Source organism: Pseudomonas sp. BJP69, from assembly GCF_007633355.1.
GTDB lineage: Bacteria > Pseudomonadota > Gammaproteobacteria > Pseudomonadales > Pseudomonadaceae > Aquipseudomonas > Aquipseudomonas juntendi.
In genome coordinates, this window is the sequence record NZ_CP041933.1 from 4,192,236 (window position 1) to 4,210,363 (window position 18,128).

Annotated in this window: 19 protein-coding genes; 10 read left to right on the forward strand and 9 right to left on the reverse strand. The window is 62.4% G+C overall.

Annotated features, from left to right (window positions below):
• Positions 1-128 precede the first annotated feature (128 nt).
• Positions 129-803: a hypothetical protein gene (locus FPB55_RS19590; RefSeq protein WP_115294631.1), complete on the forward strand. Its 675-nt coding sequence runs from the start codon at positions 129-131 to the stop codon at positions 801-803.
• Positions 804-906: 103 nt separating this feature from the next.
• Positions 907-2,514, forward strand: a complete 1,608-nt coding sequence (locus tag FPB55_RS19595; protein ID WP_009684614.1) for an NAD(P)/FAD-dependent oxidoreductase — start codon at positions 907-909, stop codon at positions 2,512-2,514.
• 111 nt (positions 2,515-2,625) lie between these two features.
• On the opposite strand, the gene FPB55_RS19600 is transcribed toward FPB55_RS19595, so the two are convergent.
• Positions 2,626-3,090: a glycine zipper 2TM domain-containing protein gene (locus FPB55_RS19600; protein WP_009684613.1), complete on the reverse strand. Its 465-nt coding sequence runs from the start codon at positions 3,088-3,090 to the stop codon at positions 2,626-2,628.
• Between the two features lie 146 nt (positions 3,091-3,236).
• Here FPB55_RS19600 and FPB55_RS19605 point away from each other — a divergent pair, with 146 nt between their 5' ends.
• On the forward strand, positions 3,237-3,476 hold the full coding sequence (locus tag FPB55_RS19605; protein WP_029887509.1) for a hypothetical protein: 240 nt from the start codon (positions 3,237-3,239) through the stop codon (positions 3,474-3,476).
• Positions 3,477-3,588: 112 nt separating this feature from the next.
• Here the strand turns inward: FPB55_RS19605 and pdxH are convergent, their stop codons facing one another.
• The 5 genes from pdxH to dinG all read right to left on the reverse strand — a co-directional run bounded on the left by pdxH (position 3,589) and on the right by dinG (position 11,057).
• Entirely contained in the window at positions 3,589-4,236 is a 648-nt protein-coding gene (gene pdxH, locus FPB55_RS19610; RefSeq protein WP_144189117.1) for a pyridoxamine 5'-phosphate oxidase, read from the reverse strand.
• Between the two features lie 18 nt (positions 4,237-4,254).
• Complete coding sequence (locus tag FPB55_RS19615) at positions 4,255-5,232, reverse strand: OmpA family protein (RefSeq protein ID WP_029887507.1); 978 nt, start codon at positions 5,230-5,232, stop codon at positions 4,255-4,257.
• 99 nt (positions 5,233-5,331) lie between these two features.
• The gene (locus FPB55_RS19620; protein WP_029887506.1) at positions 5,332-6,477 is read right to left on the reverse strand and encodes an EstA family serine hydrolase; all 1,146 of its coding nucleotides are present in this window, start codon (positions 6,475-6,477) and stop codon (positions 5,332-5,334) included.
• 118 nt (positions 6,478-6,595) lie between these two features.
• Positions 6,596-8,833 carry a beta-galactosidase gene (locus tag FPB55_RS19625; protein WP_144189119.1) on the reverse strand — a complete coding sequence of 746 codons (2,238 nt, stop codon included), beginning with the start codon at positions 8,831-8,833 and terminating at the stop codon, positions 6,596-6,598.
• A gap of 79 nt (positions 8,834-8,912) precedes the next feature.
• Positions 8,913-11,057 (reverse strand): ATP-dependent DNA helicase DinG, encoded by a 2,145-nt coding sequence (gene dinG, locus FPB55_RS19630; protein WP_144189121.1) that lies wholly within the window; start codon positions 11,055-11,057, stop codon positions 8,913-8,915.
• 98 nt (positions 11,058-11,155) lie between these two features.
• Between dinG and FPB55_RS19635 the strand changes: the two genes are divergently transcribed.
• Positions 11,156-11,620 carry a CopD family protein gene (locus FPB55_RS19635; RefSeq protein WP_144189123.1) on the forward strand — a complete coding sequence of 155 codons (465 nt, stop codon included), beginning with the start codon at positions 11,156-11,158 and terminating at the stop codon, positions 11,618-11,620.
• Between the two features lie 91 nt (positions 11,621-11,711).
• Here the strand turns inward: FPB55_RS19635 and FPB55_RS19640 are convergent, their stop codons facing one another.
• The 3 genes from FPB55_RS19640 to FPB55_RS19650 form a co-directional block, all read right to left on the reverse strand.
• Positions 11,712-12,470 carry a collagen-like protein gene (locus FPB55_RS19640; RefSeq protein ID WP_009684603.1) on the reverse strand — a complete coding sequence of 253 codons (759 nt, stop codon included), beginning with the start codon at positions 12,468-12,470 and terminating at the stop codon, positions 11,712-11,714.
• Positions 12,463-12,738, reverse strand: a complete 276-nt coding sequence (locus FPB55_RS19645; protein ID WP_009684602.1) for a DUF1145 domain-containing protein — start codon at positions 12,736-12,738, stop codon at positions 12,463-12,465. The genes FPB55_RS19640 and FPB55_RS19645 overlap by 8 nt, the downstream gene beginning before the upstream one ends.
• A gap of 211 nt (positions 12,739-12,949) precedes the next feature.
• Complete coding sequence (locus tag FPB55_RS19650) at positions 12,950-13,645, reverse strand: OmpA family protein (RefSeq protein WP_009684601.1); 696 nt, start codon at positions 13,643-13,645, stop codon at positions 12,950-12,952.
• Between the two features lie 159 nt (positions 13,646-13,804).
• Between FPB55_RS19650 and FPB55_RS19655 the strand changes: the two genes are divergently transcribed.
• From FPB55_RS19655 to FPB55_RS19680, 6 genes are all read left to right on the forward strand, one after another.
• Positions 13,805-14,299, forward strand: a complete 495-nt coding sequence (locus FPB55_RS19655) for a DUF6231 family protein (RefSeq protein WP_009684600.1) — start codon at positions 13,805-13,807, stop codon at positions 14,297-14,299.
• 227 nt (positions 14,300-14,526) lie between these two features.
• The gene (locus tag FPB55_RS19660) at positions 14,527-15,801 is read left to right on the forward strand and encodes a site-specific integrase (RefSeq protein WP_041478051.1); all 1,275 of its coding nucleotides are present in this window, start codon (positions 14,527-14,529) and stop codon (positions 15,799-15,801) included.
• 49 nt (positions 15,802-15,850) lie between these two features.
• Positions 15,851-16,255: a hypothetical protein gene (locus FPB55_RS19665; protein ID WP_041478052.1), complete on the forward strand. Its 405-nt coding sequence runs from the start codon at positions 15,851-15,853 to the stop codon at positions 16,253-16,255.
• Positions 16,256-16,356: 101 nt separating this feature from the next.
• Positions 16,357-16,983, forward strand: a complete 627-nt coding sequence (locus FPB55_RS19670) for a hypothetical protein (protein WP_054881155.1) — start codon at positions 16,357-16,359, stop codon at positions 16,981-16,983.
• A 141-nt stretch (positions 16,984-17,124) separates the two neighbouring features.
• On the forward strand, positions 17,125-17,448 hold the full coding sequence (locus FPB55_RS19675) for a hypothetical protein (RefSeq protein WP_041478054.1): 324 nt from the start codon (positions 17,125-17,127) through the stop codon (positions 17,446-17,448).
• A 283-nt stretch (positions 17,449-17,731) separates the two neighbouring features.
• Positions 17,732-18,127 (forward strand): hypothetical protein, encoded by a 396-nt coding sequence (locus FPB55_RS19680; RefSeq protein WP_041478055.1) that lies wholly within the window; start codon positions 17,732-17,734, stop codon positions 18,125-18,127.
• Position 18,128 lies beyond the last annotated feature (1 nt).

The following is an 18,128-nucleotide window of genomic DNA, read 5'->3' on the forward strand; positions in this document are numbered from 1 at the left end:
CAGCGCCTGCAAGTCCCCCGCAATCCTCAGGGCAGTGGGCGCCTGTGCGAGCAACCCTTGACTTGAGATCCACCGCCAGCCTGCGTAACGTGGCCAGCTTTCACGGCAAAGATCCCGGAGCCCGCCCCATGCGCCTGACCCCCACCCTGCTGCTCACCGCCCTGCTGCCCCTGTTCGCCGGCTGCCAACTGATGGCTGACGCCCCCAGCGACCCGAACATCGGCACCACGCGCATGCAGGGCGAACTGCGCGCTGCCGGTGGCCAGCTGCTGTTCAAGCCTTGCAGCGAAAACCGTACCTTCGTGATCAATGACGTTGGCGCCACCGGCATCCTGCAAGAAGCCGCCAACCTGGCCAAGGGTGCCAATGACAAGCTGTTCGCCGATGTGCGCGGCCGCCTCACCGGCAGCAAGCAGGCCAATAGCGACGGCCAGCTGGAAGTGCGTCGCCTGTACCGCCTGGAACCGTCCGCCCGCGCCTGCGAGGACCCCAATTTCAGGCAACTGACCCTGCGCGCCAGCGGCCACGAGCCGGGCTGGGACGTCAAGGCCAGTGGCAAGGGCATGGTGCTCAACCGCGTGGGTCAAGCGCCCCTGCCCCTGCCATTCCTTGAAGAAGAAGTCCCCGGTGGCGGCCTGACCCTGACCAGCGAAGCCAACGGTCAGCATGTGGAACTGTGGGTCGCACCACAACGCTGCGTAGACAGCGCCACTGGGGCCGTTGACCACCTGCGTGCCGAATTGCGCATCGACGGCAAGACCTTGCAAGGCTGCGGCTACTACGGCGGCGCACGCGACAACTGATCACCGGGCGCTTTTATCCTGCCAGTCAAGGCGGCTAACAGCTTATACTTGGCGGTTTGTGTAAAGCCGCCGGCCGCCCATGGCCGGGATACTGGACCCTGCCATGCTACGAATCACCGAACTGAAGCTGCCCCTGGACCACCCCGACGAAGCGCTGCGTGACGCCATCGTCCAGCGCCTGGGCATCCGCGACGAGCAACTGCTCAGCTTCAACCTGTTCAAGCGCAGCTACGATGCGCGCAAGAAGAACAGCGAGCTGCTGTTCATCTACACCATCGACCTGCAAGCCAGCAACGAAGCCGAGCTGCTTGCCAAGTTCGCCGATGATCGCAACATCGGCCCTGCCCCCGACGTGACCTACAAGTTCGTTGGCCAGGCCCCGGCCGGCCTGCAGGAACGCCCGATCGTGGTCGGCTTTGGCCCGTGCGGCATTTTTGCCGGCCTGCTGCTGGCGCAGATGGGCTTCAAGCCGATCATCCTCGAACGCGGCAAGGAAGTGCGCCAGCGCACCAAGGACACTTGGGGCCTGTGGCGCAAGAGCGTGCTCAACCCCGAGTCCAATGTGCAGTTCGGCGAAGGCGGCGCCGGCACCTTCTCGGACGGCAAGCTGTACAGCCAGATCAAGGACCCGCAGCACCACGGCCGCAAAGTGCTGGAAGAGTTCGTCAAGGCCGGTGCGCCCGACGAGATCCTGTACATCAACAAGCCGCACATCGGCACCTTCCGCCTGACCGGCATGGTCGAGCAGATGCGTCAGGACATGATCGCCCTCGGGGCCGAAGTGCGCTTCCAGGAAAAGGTCACAGACCTGCTGATCGAAGATGGCCAGTTGACCGGCGTGGTGCTGGAAAGCGGCGAGCAACTGCACTCGCGCCATGTGGTTCTGGCCCTGGGCCACAGTGCCCGCGACACCTTCCGCATGCTGCATGCCAAAGGCGTGTACATGGAAGCCAAGCCATTCTCGGTGGGCTTTCGCATCGAGCACCCGCAAACGCTCATCGACAAGGCGCGCCTGGGCAAATACGCCGGTCACCCGAAACTGGGGGCTGCCGACTACAAACTGGTGTACCACGCCAGTAACGGCCGTTCGGTATACAGCTTCTGCATGTGCCCGGGCGGCACCGTGGTCGCCGCAACCAGCGAACCGGGCCGGGTAGTTACCAACGGCATGAGCCAGTACTCGCGTAACGAGCGCAACGCCAACTCCGGTATCGTCGTCGGCATCGACCCCGAACGCGACTACCCAGGCAGCCCGCTGGCCGGTATCGAACTGCAGGAACGCCTGGAGGCCCATGCCTACGTGATGGGGGGCAGCAATTACCAGGCGCCGGCACAGCTGGTGGGTGACTTCGTTGCGGGGCGGCCGTCGACCGCGCTGGGCAGTGTCGAGCCATCCTACAAGCCGGGCGTGACCCTGGGCGATCTGGCACCAAGCCTACCGGCGTTCGCCATCGAGGCGATCCGCGAGGCACTGCCGGCATTCGACCGGCAGATCAAGGGCTACAACCTGCCTGATGCGGTGTTGACCGGGATCGAAACACGGACCTCGTCGCCGCTGCGCATCACCCGCGGCGAGGACTATCAGAGCCTGAACCTCAAGGGGCTGTTCCCGGCCGGAGAAGGCGCAGGTTATGCCGGTGGCATCCTGTCGGCAGGGGTCGACGGCATTCGCATTGCCGAAGCGGTAGCGCGGGACATGCTGGGCCTTTGACGGGGGTCAGCCGAGCCGTGGTTCGCGTACCCCGGCTCTGCCATCAGCCTGAAGCATAAAAAAACCCCGGCTGGCAGTCGCCAGTCGGGGTTTTGTTTGGCTGCGCTACGCTCAGTGCGAAACGCGGCTGGTGCCGTCAACAGTCATGATGCGCACACGGTCGCCCACACGGAAGATTTCGTTTTCCTGCACGGCCTGGACATAGGCACGCATGCTGCCGTCGTCTTCACGCACAGTGATCTCGACACCCTGGGTACGGGTCAGGCCTTCTTCGGCAGCGGAACCCGCCAGGCCACCGGCAACGGCACCGATGACTGCGGCAACGATGCTGCCACGGCCACCGCCGACGGCGCTGCCCGCCACACCACCGACAATGGCGCCCGCACCACCACCGATCGGGGTCTTGGTACCCTCGATCTTGACCGGGCGCAGGGATTCGATAGTGCCCATCCGTACGGTTTGCACGCGGCGGGCCTCATCACGGGAGTAGCTATCGCCGGTCAGGCTCGAGGCACAACCCCCTAGCAGCAGCGACATGGTGGTAAAGGTTGCCACCAGCAAAGCGGATTTACGCATGGGTAAAATCTCCATAAGTCAGGTGCTTATTAGACGCTGCACATTGACGGCTGTCACGGTACAAACGCAATAAAGTTGTTTTCATTCAGCCGGGGTACAGCCAGCGCGGCTGTGCCATGGCGCTTCAATTGAGACCAAGGATAGCCATGGATTACTTCATCGTCGTGGTGGCCACCGTTGCGGGGCTTTATTTCCACGGGTGGCTGTACGTGCGCATGCGCCGCTGGATGGACCGCGACCTGGCGTTGTCGCTGGCAGGGGCTGATCCGCACAAACGCGCGTTCATGCTGCAGAGGCTGGAGCAGGCGCGGCTGGCGAAGGTGAAGCGCAGGGAACTGGCAGGCTGGCTGCAACGGGAGGCGGTGGAGTATTCAAGGTCACGTTGAAAGACCGACCATGCCCTGATCCCACCTGTGGGGGCCCGGCTTGCCGGCGATGGGCCGCAAGGCCATGCCCTGTCGCGGTGTCGCGACAGGGCATGGCAAGCCCCGGAAAATCTCAGGGCGCCAACCGCTCCCGCAGCCACTGCCCATCGACCCGTCGGTAGTTGAGGCGGTCATGCAAACGGCTCGCCCGCCCCTGCCAGAACTCGACCCGCTCAGGCAGCAAGCGATAGCCACCCCAATGTTCCGGGCAATGTGGCTGCGTATCGGAAAACCGCGCTTCGGTGGCCTTCACTAGCCCTTCCAGCTCTTCACGCCCGGCAATCACCCGGCTCTGCGGTGAGGCCCAGGCCCCCAGGCGGCTGCCCAGTGGGCGCACCTGGTAATAGTCGTCCGACTCCTTGGCCGACACCTTCACCACCCGCCCCTCGATACGCACCTGGCGCTCCAGCGTCGGCCAGAAAAAGGTCATGGCTGCAAACGGGTTAGCTTGCAGGTGCTGGCCTTTGGCACTGTCGTAATTGGTGAAAAAGGTGAAACCCTGCTCATCGAGCCCCTTGAGCAACAGTACCCGGCAATGCGGACGGCCCTCGCCGTCCACCGTGGCCAAGGTCATGGCGTTGGCTTCCACCGGCGCCTGCTCGGTTTTGACCGCGTCGGCGAACCACTGGTGAAACAGGGCGAACGGCTCGCCCGGCGCCTGGGCTTCTGCCAGGCCATCACGGGTGTAGTCGCGGCGCATATCGGCCAGGGATTGGGTCATTGCTGCGTTCCTTGACGATCAGTTGGTCTTCGCAGGGCTATTGGCAGCTACTTTCTTGTCGGTGGTAGCTTTCTTGGCGACAGGCTTGGCTGGCGCGGCTTTTTTCTTGGCCGTGGTTTTGGCAGGCGCCTTGGCCTTGGCCACGGGCTTTTTCGCTGCGGGCTTGGCAGCCGGCTTGCTGGTGGCCGGCTTGGCGGCAGGCGCCTTGGCATCCTGCACGGCCACCATTGCAGCCGGCGCCGGTGCCGGAGCAGCCTGTTGGTACTTGGCCAGCAGCGCGACCATGGTGTTTTGCGGGGTCAGCAGCATTTCCACGCGGCGGTTGAGGGCACGGCCCTCGGGGCTGTCATTGGCAGCACGCGGCATTACCGAACCCATACCCTTGAGGGTCAGGCGGTCACGCTGCAGGCCGCTGAGGCGGAAAATGGCCGAAACCGACGCGGCGCGTTCCAGGCTGAGCTTCTGGTTGGCAGCAGCGGCACCGCTGGTGTCGGCATGGCCCAGTACCAGTACGGCAGTCTTGGGGTCGCCTTCAACCGTTTTGGCAACCCGGGTGATCGGGCCAAGCGACATGGGCAGCAGCATGTTCGGGCGGTCTGGGTTGTACGAGCTGTCCACCGGCAGGGTCACGGCCAACACGTTGTCGCGGCGCTCCAGTTCCAGCTTGCTGTCCTTGATGGCTTCGCGCAGCTTCGGCTCGTACTCGTCCAGCCAGGCCTGGGTCGCCTGCTGGTCGATTTTAGGCACCACAGGGCCCTTGGCTTGCTGGTCGTCACCGCCGAACGGCCACCACCAGCGGCTGGTGCTTTCCGACTTGGCATCGGCCTTGGCCACATTGTCTGTGACGGCTGCCTTCACTTCCTGCTCGGCGACCTTGTCCGAACCGAAAGGCCACCAGCTGGAACCACCTTCCTTGGAGCCCTCCGGGGCGTGGCTGGCGCAACCGGTAACGGCGGTCAGACACAGGGCGAGTGCTAAGGTTTTATGTGAAGACATCAGCGATACACCATGAAATAGAAAGATATTTTGCCTAGGCACTTCAGGCGTTGGCATTGAGGATAGTCAAAGGGCTGAAGCAATACCCGCATTACCCGATCAAAGGCAACCGGCAAGCACACGGACCAGTTTTTGCGCCCGCGGGTCCATGAGCACATAAGGCCCGAGGGTATTGACCACGAAGCCGAACGCCACATCATGCTCCGGGTCGGCGAACCCCACAGAACCACCGGCCCCAGGGTGGCCAAAGGCGCGGGGCCCCAGGCCGAAGGTGGCGTTGGCCACCTCCGGCTGATCGAGCATGCAGCCCAGGCCGAAGCGGGTCTGGGTGAGCAAGGTGCGGTCCTGGCCAAGGCTGTGTTCTCGGGTCAGTTCGTCGAGCAATTCGGACTCGAGCAGGCTGCCGTCCAGCAAACCGGCATAAAACCCCGCCAGGCTGCGTGCGTTGCCGTGGCCGTTGGCCGCCGGCTGCTGCATGCGCCGCCATTCCGGCTTGTTGGTGCTGGTCAGGATCGCCGGGGGGTTGGTAAAGGCACGGGTGGACAAGGCCTCGGGCTCGCGCAGGGTCACCTGCAGCAAGCGCTGCGCCGCGGCGTCGCCGGGGTTGCCTTTGCCGCGGGCAATATGCGCCACGCGGTGAAACGCTTCGTCGGCCAGGCCAACATGAAAATCCAGCCCTAGCGGGCGAGCGGTACGCGCCACGATCGAGTCACCCGGGGCCCGGCCGTCGGCCCGGCGAATCAGTTCGCCGATCAGCCAGCCGTAGGTGATGGCGGCATACCCGTGTTCCGTGCCAGGCGCCCACCACGGCGTTTCGGCCGCCAGGGCATCGACCATGACCTGCCAGTCATACAAGGCTTCGGCCGGCAGCAATGCGCGTAGGGCGGGCAAACCCGCACGGTGGCTGAGCAGTTGGCGCAGGGTGATCGCTTGCTTACCGGCCTGGGCAAATTCGGGCCAGTAGTTGGCCACCGGTGCATCGAGTGCCAGCTTGCCCTCGCCGACCAGCTGCAGTGCGGTCACCGCGGTGAAGGTCTTGGTACAGGAAAACAGGTTGGCGATGGTGTCGCTGTGCCACGCCTGCTGGCCGTCCTTGTCTGCACTGCCGGCCCACAGGTCGACCACGGTTTCGCCTCCCACCTGGATGCACAGCGCGGCGCCACGCTCCTGGGGATCATCGAACAGCGCGGCAAAAGCCTCGCGCACGGCTTCGAACTTCAGCTCATAGTGACCCTGGATCTGCACCCGCTGCTCTCCGTGTGACGATAGTCAAAAAGGTCTGCATTGTTTCAGTAGTTGGGCGTTTTGCAAACTGGCTTGAGCCCGGCGGTCGCGATGCCCAGCGCACCGCACCCACCTGTAATCATGGCGCCGGTTTCTTCTCCAGGCCGGTGCGCAGTTGCGCCATGGCCTGGGCGTTGGCCTTGCGCACGGCATCGATAAAACCGGGGTACGGTACATCGGTGATCGCCACCAGCCCCAAGTGGCCGTTCTCGCCATCGAGCAGGCGACCGCTGGCCGGCTGGTCGAGGTACTGGAACCAGTGCGCGCCCACGATCATGGGTTGTTGCAAGGCGGCAGTGAGGAAATTGGCATAGGCCGGGCCGCGGTCTTCTTCTCGCGCCAGCTCCAGTGGCCCCGGCCAGAACGGGCCGCGATCACGCGAACCGAACTGGAATTCAGACACCAGCACCGGCTTGTCCAGCTCGGCCAGGCGGGCGAAATCGTAGCCGTCCTGCGGCTTGAGCGTATAAAAGTTGAAACTGAGTACATCGCAGAACTCGGCGCAGGCGTTGACCGCCTCTGGCGTACTCACGGCATAACGGCCCCCCAGCAACAGGTGGTTGGGTGCATGCCATTTCAAGGCATCGGAAATGGTCTTGAAGTAGGTTTCGGCGAAAACCTGCTGGAAGTGCTGGTAGTCCCGCTCGATTTCCGGGTGCTCCGGGCTGGGCAACGGTGCCTCGAAGCCTGGATCCTCCATCAGTTCCCAGGCGTTCAGCTCGATGCCCCAGGCCTTGGACAACCCCTCCTGGTTGCGGTACTTGTCACGCAACTGCTTGAGGAAGGCGCGCTTGGCAGGCACGTCGGTGGTCAGGCGCAATGTGCCGTAGGCCAGGCCATAACGGGCCCTGGGCTCGCTACCCGGTGCGGCCCAGGCCAGCTCGTTATCGGCAAAGTAGCCGATCAGCCAGGGATCGTCACGGTGATCACGGGCAGCAATGGCCACGGCGCGTTCGGTGGCCATGGCAAAGCGCGGGTCGAACGGGTCGGGCATGCGCCCCCACCAGTCCATGCCGGTGCTGATGCTGGCGTAATCGCCAACGATCGACAGCGGCAGGGTATAGGGCATGCGCCCGGCCTGGCCGAGGGCAGGCTCGCTCCAGTTGCCCAGCGTGTTGAAACCCCAGGCCTGCAAACGGTCGAGCGCATGCGCCTGCCAACGGCCAGTGTCCACTACCAGTGGTGGGCAAGCGGCCGGCTGCCCTGCCGCCGCCGGCAGGCAGAGCTTGCCATAGGCCCGCTGCAGGTTGGCTGCATAGAAGTCGAACCAGCGCCCTTTCTTGAAATTGCGCCCCTGCGAGGACGCATTGCCGTCGTCGTTGTTGCCTTCACCGTAGAACGCTGCCAGGGCGTCGCCCTCTCCCGGCAGTGCCTTGAACATGGCCTCACGCCCGGCGGTGTAGGTACGCCCGCCGTCGGCTGCCACGGCATTGACACCCAGCGAATAGAAGGGGTGGCCATCAGGGGTAATCAGGTACCAGCGGCCATCACGCTTTTCGGTACGGAAAAAACCCTCGGCAGCAAAGGCCGGCCCCGCCAGCAGGCCGCCATAGGCATCCAACTGCTGCTTGCCGCGCTCGGCCAGCCAAGCCTTGAGTTGCTGCTGTTCACGGTTGGCGGCTGCCTTGAGCTGTTCGTCGTTGGCCACCTTTTCCGGCCAACTGCCACGCGTGGACTGCCCATAGGCATCGATCAGTTCACGGTACGCCGCCTGGTAGGCCTGGTCGTCATCCTGAATGCCCACCCGTTCGATCAACAGGTTCTGGGCGACCTTGGGGCCGGGAATGCTCAAGCTGACCGAAGCCACCTGCTTGAGGTCTACAGCGCCGGCGCTGTTGGTCAGCAGCAGCCGCTGGCCGCCGTGCAGCCAGGGCATGGGGGGGCCTGCGCGCATGCCCTGGCTCAACGGCGAACTGGCGGTCAACGGCACCATCACGGTTTGCGCCGGGCCGGCCGGCAAATCGATACGGCTGGTCAGGGTGCGCCCATCGCTGCCTTGCACCGTGACATCCACGGTCAGCGCCCAGTCCATGGCACTTTGCAGGCGCAAGGTAAGGAACTTGCCGCTGGACCAGTCCCACACACCACTTTGCGGGCTCAGGCGCAAGGTCGGCCGCTGCGCCGGGTTGAACACCACACGCCGCAGCACCTCGCCTTCGGCCGTCTGCTCTGCGTTGTACTGCGGCATACCGGCATCCTCGGTCGCCACGTTGACCACCGAGGCCGGGCGCACGAAGCTGAACAGCGTCTGCTGCCCGGCCCATACGGACGAGCTGAACAACAGGGCGAAAACAGCGGGCAGGGTACGGCGGACCATAAGGCTGGGGCTCTCCTTCAGGGCCATCATGGCCCAGGACTGAGTAATGGACAGCGCGCCGAAGCAAGTGCTCCGGCGATCAGGAAATCTCCCGCCGGAACGGCGGCAGCGCATTGAGAATAGCCTTGCCATAGCGCTGGGTGACCAGGCGCCGGTCAAGCAAGGTGATGATGCCGCGGTCCTGTTCGGTACGCAGCAACCGACCGCAGGCCTGGATCAGCTTGAGCGAGGCGTCGGGCACGGCGATTTCCATGAACGGGTTGCCGCCGCGGGCCTCAATCCATTCGGCCAGGGCAGCTTCGACCGGGTCGTCGGGCACCGAGAACGGAATCTTGGCGATGACCACGTGCTCGCAATAGGCCCCCGGCAAATCGACCCCTTCGGCAAAGCTGGCCAGGCCGAACAGCACGCTGTGCTGGCCATCGTCGACCCGGGCCTTGTGCTTGTTGAGGGTTTCCTGCTTGGACAGGTTGCCCTGGATCAGCACCAGTTTGCGCCAGTCCCGGTCCAGGCCGTCGAACACATCCTGCATTTGCTTGCGTGACGAGAACAGCACCAGCGCACCCCGGGCCCCTTCGACGATACCCGGCAGCTCACGGATGATCGCTGCCGTATGCGCGGTAGCGTCGCGCGGGTCGGCTTGCAGGTCGGGCACCCGCAGCAGGCCGGCATCGCCATGCACGAACGGGCTGGGCACCACGCAGGTGACGGCATCGCGCGGTAACCCCGAGCGCATGCGGAAGCGGTCGAACTTGCCCAGCGCGGTCAGTGTGGCCGAGGTCAGCAGCGCGCCATGGGCCACGCTCCACAGGCTGCGGCGCAACATTTCGGCAGCGAGGATGGGGCTGGCGTTGACTTCGATGTCGAACAAGGCCCCGCTTTCAGCCAGGGTGAGCCAGCGCGCCATCGGCGGGCTGTCTTCCGGGTCTTCGGCGGTAAAGGCCGTCCACAGCTCCCAGTTGCCCTGGGCACGGGTGACGAGGCTGCCGAACAGTGGGTACCACTCTTCGGCCTGGTGGCTGGCGATACCAATGCTGACCTCGCCGTCCATGCCCTCCTTGAGCAGGTCGGCCAGCCGCGTGAAGAGATCGTTGAGCCGGGCAAAGCCCTTTTTCAGCTCGATGCCGACCTCACGGATCTGCTCCGGTACCACGCCACCCTCGAAGCGGTAACGCGGCCGTTCGCGGCCTTCGGTGTCCTCGCTCGGGCGGAAGTCCGCTACCTGTTCGCACAGGGTGAACATGAACTGCTGTTGGGTGCGGACTTCCCGCGCCAGCTCCGGCACCTGCTCGATGTATTTGCCCAGGTCCCCCGGCAGCGGGTGCTGGGCCAGCAGTTTGGTCAGGTTCTTGGCGGTCTGCTCCAGCCAATCGGCGGTGGAGCGAAGCCGCGAGTAATGGGCGAAATGGCCGATGGCCTTGTCTGGCAGGTGGTGGCCTTCGTCGAATACATACAGGGTATCGCGCGGATCGGGCAATACCGCGCCGCCGCCCAGGGCCAGGTCGGCCAGTACCATGTCGTGGTTGGTGACGATCACGTCGACCTTGCCCATCCCCTCACGGGCCTTGTAGAACACGCACTGCTGGAAGTTCGGGCAGTGGCGACCGGTGCACTGGCTGTGGTCGGTGGTCAGCCGGGCCCAGTCCTGGTCCTCCAGGGCCTCGGGCCAGCTGTCACGGTCACCGTCCCAGCGGTTGCCGGCAAGCTTTTCGATCATGCTGTTGAACAGCTTCTGGCTGCGCTCATCGACTTCGATGTGGAAGCCTTCTTCTTCGAACAGCTGGGCAGTGGCCGACTGGGCATGGCCTTCCTGCAGCAGGATGTCGAGTTTCGACAGGCACAGATAGCGGCCACGGCCCTTGGCCAGGGCGAAGCTGAAGTTCAGCCCGCTGCTGCGCATCAGGTCGGGCAGGTCCTTGATGACGATCTGCTCCTGCAGGGCCACGGTCGCGGTGGCGATCACCAGGCGTTTGCCGGCGGCCTTGGCGGCCGGGATCGCGGCCAACGCATAGGCGACCGTCTTACCGGTACCGGTGCCCGCCTCCACCGCCACCACGGCAGGCTCGCCGGCACGGCGGCCTTCATCGTCGCAGGGAATGTCGCCAAGCACCTTGGCCACTTCGGCGATCATCAGGCGTTGGCCATAGCGCGGCTTGAGGCTCTTGGCTTCGAGAAAACGCGTATAGGCGCCCTGGATGGTGGCTTTGAGTTCGTTGCTGATCATGGTCTGCAGGCGCCCGTAGGGCTGGATATATTTTCAGTGTTTCGCATGGGGCGGCTATCATACCCCGCTATTGCCTATTGTGCCGCATGGAGATCCGGATGCTCGCCTTTACCCTGCCCTACACACTGCATGTTCTGGCCGCCCTGGTATGGGTTGGCGGCATGTTCTTCGCCTGGCTGGTGCTGCGCCCCGCCACGGTTACAGCCCTTGAGGGGCCTGCGCGCCTGCGCTTGTGGGTGGAAGTTTTCCGACGCTTCTTCGTCTGGGTCTGGCTGGCGGTGGCGATCTTGGCGATTAGTGGTATCGGCATGTTGCACCTGCGCTTCAGCGGGTTCGAGACTGCGCCGAAGTACGTTCACGTGATGATCGGCGGCGGGATCGCCATGTTCGCCTTGTTCATGCGCATCCAGGCCTTGCTGTTGCCAGAGTTGAAAGCGGCGGTACAGGCGCAGGACTGGCCCACGGGTGCGGCGGTGCTGGCCCGCATTCGGCGAATGGTGGGCATCCACCTGTTGCTGGGGCTGGCCGTGGTCGCGGTGGCCAGTTCGCGGCTGGTGATCTGATCGCAGGCAGCCCTTCGCCTGGCGGGCTGCCTGCGCGGCCGGTGGGTGGGGCCCATGGCGACAACGCCGCACCCAGGCCCCTGCACACGGTTCAGAGGCGCTGCAGGATCAGCTCGCCCGCCGCCCCCGCCAAGCCCGGCTGGCCAGGCTGCCCCGGTCGGCCATTGGCACCGGCATCGGTGCGGTACACCAGGCAACCCTTGCTCGCCCCACCTTTGCCGGCCTTGCCAGGCTCACCGGGTTTGCCCGGCGCCCCGCCATCGAGGCGCACCACGATGTGCTCCTGGGCAAAGCCTTGCGGCAAGCTCAGGCGTATGCGCCCACCTGCTGCACCATCATGGCCGTTGCCGCCATCATCGCCATTGGCCCCGCGGCTGGCCTGGCCCCAGGTGCAGCCGCCGGCCTGGCCATTGCCGCCGTCGAGCCCAGCGTAGCCCGGTGCACCGGCGCCGCCCCGGGCGTCGATGACCAGCTGCTGGGCATCCAGCTCCGCCAGTACCAGGTCCAGGCTACGCCCGGGGCGGGCTGCCCGCTGGTAGCTGCCCGCAGCGCCGGTGGCACTCAACTCGCTGCCCTCGCCCAGGCGCGCGCTACGCACGTCGATCAGCAACGGCTGCTCGCCAGGGGCCACGACAATCCGCGCATCACGCCCCAGCTCCAACTGGTCGACCTTCAATTGCGCCAGCGACGCAGGCAGCATCAGGGTGGCAGCATCGGCAACACGCAAATGCTCAAGGTGTACGCTGGCCGACTTGCTCGGCAGGCGCAGCATGGAATTGGCAGCAACCTCCAGGCTTTCGGCGTGGGCAAAGGGGGCAGCCAACAGGGCAAGCAGTATCAGATTACGCATTTCGCAGCGCCTCCTGCGCACGGGGAATGGACATGACGTGGAATATCCCCGTCAACAGAATTTGCAGGCGATCGAACCAACGGTGGCTGCGCCCGCGCAAGCTGCCATTGAAGAACAGAATTTCCAGCAGATGCAGGCTGAGCACAACGATGCCTAGGGCATTGATCAGCAGATTGAAAGGCAACGGCTGGGGCAGCAACTGGTTGAACAACACCACGCCCCAGAATGCGACTGTCAGGACCTTGCCCAGGCCCAGGATGAACTTCATAACCCCGCCCCCATTGATTATTGTTATGGCGTGCCGGCCCGTTCGCGCCGGCCGTGCGCTCCACATTAACTGCAATGCCAAGGCAGGCGCCAGCACCCGTCAGCTGAGGTGCAGTTCCACCCGTCGGTTGCGCGCGCCTTTCCTCGGTTTCATTGTCGGCGGCGCTGAGAAAGCGCCCGTGCCACTGCGCAAGGCACGGGCGCACGCCGAGCTAGCGCTGGATCTTGATCTCGGTACGGCGGTTCATGGCACGCCCTTCGGCCGTGGCATTGTCGGCCACCGGCTGGGTTTCACCGGCCCCCACCACCGACACGAAGCTGCTGCGCGGTACACCGCTCTGCACCAGGTAGTCGGTCACCGAGTGGGCACGGCGCTCGGACAGTTTCTGGTTGTAGCTGTCGGAGCCGACGCTGTCGGTATGGCCGCTGACACTCAGGCGGGCAGAGGGCGCTTCCTGTTTCAGCCGCGTGGCAATCGTGTTGAGGCGCTCCTTGTCAGTGGCAGTCAGGCGTGCAGAGTCGAATTCGAAGTGCACATCACGAATGACGATGACTTCTTCCTTCTCCACCACCACCACTTCCTCGACCACCGCCGGCGCAGCTGGCGGGCAACCGTTGGCATCGACCTGCACACCCCGTGGGGTGCCCGGGCACTTGTCGCGGCTGTCCGGCACGCCATCGCCATCTTCGTCGCCATCACCATGGGCCCAGCAATAACCTGCCGCCAGGCCGCCGCCCAGCAACGCGCCCCAGCCAGCCCAGCTGGAACTTTCGATAGCGCCCAGCGCGGCGCCACCGACACCCCCGACGGCGGCACATTTAGGCCAGTCGGTTTTTTGCAAACCTGCACAACCAGTCAACACACTGGTGAGCAGTACCAGGGGTAACGCTGTGCGTACTATGCTCATTTCATTGCTTCTCCTAGGGGGAATCGGCATAAGGCCGATCTCTGGGAGTAAAGACCGCGCATTCCAATGCTGCCAGCAATTAGCCACGACGCGGTCACATGCCTCTATGCCCGCACGCTGCAGCCCGCTAGTCTTGGACGACTTGAACGAGGATTGGCAATGACCGCAGGTTTTTCCCAACGTACCCCGCAGCAGGCCCTGGCGGCCCTGCTCGAACGCTTCACCCCGCAACGCCTGCTGTTGGTGGGCACCCGCTTCCCGGCGCTGGACGCCTTTGCCCAAGCGCACCCGCAGGTGACCATCGCCACTGCTGCGCCAGGGCCACTGCCTGCCGAACTGGCAGCCCAGCGTTTCGACCTGGCGTTGCTGGTGGACTGCCTGGAACACCTGCCCAAGCGAACCGGCCTGGAGTTGCTGGGCGGCATTCGCAACCTCAATGCCAGCCGGGTTGCCGTGCTGGCCGACCTGGCGGCGTGCAGCTGGCAGGACACCGACTTCTTCGCCCTGGCCTTGTCAGCCAGCGAGAAATTCTGCCGCGATGAGCAGGTGTTGAGCCTGTTCACCTATGATCTGCATGATTACAAGCAGGTCCCGGACTGGCTCAACGCCAGGTTCTGGGCCAACCCGGAAATGTTCGGGAAGTACTGGTGGTAAACCCATGAATATCAAGGGCTTACCTCACCATGACCACCAGCATTGCTATGCCCGAGCAGGGCCAAGTGTCACCAGCCTGTCACCAGCCTTGTCACCAAAGACCAGATCAGCACCTATCTGTCTGGCATTACAGGCGCTCAGGGATCTACTACCTGAGGGTCCGTCCACGGGGCTGTTCCGCCCGTAGTCTCACCATCTCTCTCAGATCTACCGATAGGCCGACCGCTATGCAGTTCTCCAAGGACATCCTCAAGACACTGGCTGTCTTCCACCTCGACCGCCCTGAGGCTTCGTGGGAGGACCTCAAGGAACGTCTCAAGGAGATCGCTGAGGACGCGCTACAGGGCCATAGCGAGGACTCACGGGGCCTCTACATGGAAATCTATGACCAGATGAGCAACCACCTCGCAGAGGCAGCCTCAACCGGTCGGTTCAATGCGAGTCAACAACGAGCCATAGGCACCGGTCAACGTATGCTCAGGGCTGCTCAAGACCGCCTTGATGGTCGCCCGCAGGACCTCACGGAGATCATTGGGGAGCTATCTTGTGGCACGTCTGTAGCCCCTTCTGTGTCCCTATCTGTATTACCGTCTGGCGAGCCGACAACCTTTGAGACCCTCTCAGGGCTCTATCTGGCTGAGCGCAAAGGCAACGTCACCGCCACCACTCACAAATCAGTTACGTCAGCTTGCCGAACCCTCAGCGGGCTCCTTGGAGACTTGAACCTCAAGACCCACACTCGGGCCGATATGGTGGCGCTCAAGGAGAAAATCATTGATGGTCGCAAACCTCTGACATCTAACAAGCTACTAACTCAGCTATCAACGGTGATGAGCTGGGCGGTAAATAACGGTTTCCTTGAGCGCTCCTTTGATAAGGGCTTGAAGATTGAGCGAGGCGCTGAGAGCACTCGCAAGCCTCTGACTCAGGATCAGGTGATCACAATCATGGATCACGCGAATGGTCTGGCTATTGACGACTGGAAGCGCTGGGCGTTGTCCCTTGGGGTTCTTACAGGTGCCCGTATTGGCGAGATCTACCAGTTGAACAAAGAGGACATCAAGCAGGTGGACGGAATCACCGTTATCGACATCAACAAAGATGAGAACGGTGGCAAGACCCTGAAGAATAGCTTCTCTGTGAGACAAGTCCCTCTGGTTGATGGGGCCTATGGGTTCTCCCTTCAGACCTTCCTTGAGTGGGTCAATGCCAACGAAGGCCGTCTGTTCAAGGCAAAGGAACATTATTTCAACAAGCCGCTCAATGAGGCTCTAAGGGAACCTCTGGGGCTGGCCTCTGGGGGCGACCAATCGTTTCACTCCCTGAGACACTCGTTGTCGGGTCTTCTGAAGGCCGCTGCGACCCCTGAGGTAATCGCGCAGGGCATCACTGGACACAGTGCAGGGAACATCACATATGACCTGTATGCGGGGTCTCAGAGGCTTCCTGTGGGGACACTCCATGAGGCGCTCGTTAAGGCGTTTAGTGGCTGGATAATATGAACAAAATGATCGGTATCACCACATCCACAAACTCTGTAAGGGATTAGAAATGGGACAAGTCACGGAGCTACACAAGGCATATCTCGATGCGTCATCCAAATCGGACCATTTCTTATTGGGTGCAATAGCAGCAGCATGCGCGTATCTCGCGCAAAGCAACCCATATGGAAAGATCGGTCTCAATCCAGAAACCCTTTTCCTAATCGACCTTATCGTGCTTGGCTTGGCTGCGTTTTTCGCTCATAAGCGCATTGAAAATACGATCCAAGTCCTGAAATTCAATACCACGTTTCTACAAGGACGTAATGATGGTGATCCAGTCTCCTACCTCGGAGGCAAGCAGCTTGCGGAAAAGTATGCGAACCGTACTGTGTCTAATTACACGTTCAGGAATCTATTCATGGCCTTAGGGTTCATCCTTTATGTTGTGGCGAAGGTCTGGCGAGCCTATTGAGGCAACCTGAAGGCTGCTATAAAGCGCTGTGTTTGCTGGTCATTGGATCGGTGTCGTTAAAACCCCTCACTGTTGCGACCAACAACATGAGGACCGATCCAATGACCCTACTTACCCAACCGGGACCGCTGCACCGCCACGTCGATCACGAGACGGGCCACATCCTTCATATCGACCCAATCACTGGCGAGGCCGTTACTCGCAAAGAGATGGTCCGACTCCAAAATCCTGAAGCGCAGTATCAAGCATGGGCAGCCGAACGCCGAGCCGATGAGTCCCTCTCTAAGGACCACCAAACGGCAGCCGAAAAGGCAGCCCGAGCCAAGCCCAGCGATCCCCCTATCGAAGCCCCCAAGCGAGGCCGTGGGCGTCCCAAGACCAGCTATGTGAATCCGGTCGCTGCCTACATGCACCTCCTTGCGATTCCCGATCCTCTGCCATGGATAGACGACATCGTTACTGGGTCGATCATCACCAGTGCCGGAGTCACCAACGGGAAGATAAACGTCAAGGCCCGAGCGGTCATCGGTGCGCTGTTCCTTTCGGAGATCACAGCGGAAGCCTGTAAGACCAGTGAGATCAGCTTGAGGACCGCCCAGCGCATTGCCAAGGCTGCCCGACATGCTGCCCATGGGATCGCTTTGTATGTGGATAGACATCCTGGGATCAAGGCAGAGATTGGTGCTGAGATTGGCTTGGAGGCCCTATTCCGGGCTTCTTCGACTTAACGCCGGATAATATAAAGATAAATCTTAACGACCCTTTCAGCTTATCGACACCTGATCGACCAGCCTCAGAGTGAGAGGGGTAGTGATAATAATCACCCCTCCCTTTCATCCATCTCATAGACATCATTAAGGAGAACCTACATGACCTGCTATCAAGCCACCGATACGCTCACTGAAGACGACCTGATTGCCCTGTCTCGTGTCTTCCCCACGCCTTCACGTCCCCAGTTGGTCATCGTTAAGAACCTGCTCAATGATCGACACGCCACCTACAGAACCTATGAGAATGGAATGGTCTGCTTTGACGTTGACGCTTTGATCAAAGAGGTGTCCTTTCGAGGCTCCCCAAGGACGGCCTCAAGGGTCTCCGAACTGGTCTCGCTTGGGGTCAGCCTTCAAGCTCTCGCCAAGACGCCTTTGAGCATCCCAATGGCCGGAAAAGAACCAATTTCGATCAGGCTTTAGCTCCATCGTCAAGGTGACGTTAAAACCCCTCACTATTGGGACCACACCGAATCACCTGCAAAAGATTCCCTCCCAGCTACAAACGACCGTCGCCACGGTTGTCCTTAAAGATGCCCTCTCAGGCTTGCCATGTCCTGTGATCCAGCATCACCAATACCCAAACCCCAGAACCTTTTGATCGACCTTGGAAGATGCCCATGAGGCTCCCTCCTTGGCCGTCTGGTCGTGCGCGTCTATGGCGCCAAGGTCGAATCAAAGGGTCGCCTATAGGAGATCCAAACCCATGAACATCACCATCACCAAAGTCCTGAAGAACGAAGTAACTGTGTCGGGCCAGACCCTCAGCCGTGAGTACGTCGAGAACGTAATGCTGCCCTTGCTGATGGCCCAATGTGGCCGGAACAACGGCGCTAAGTTCGGAGTGATCAAGGCTTTCGACGAAGCCGGTCTGTCCCTCAAGGCCATCCAAGAGGACGCTCTGACTTACTTCGAGACCAAGCGGGCCCAAAAGGCTGAGCGTGAAAAGCTCCAGCGTGAGGCCGATGAGCGCGCTGAGCGACTCCGTGAGCCAACCCCTCGCGAACTGGCCCAAGCGAAAGCCGACAAGGAAGAACGAGCTGCTGCCCATCGTGCGCACGCTCAGAAGATCTTAGCGGCCCGCTCTCGCAACAACGGCTGAT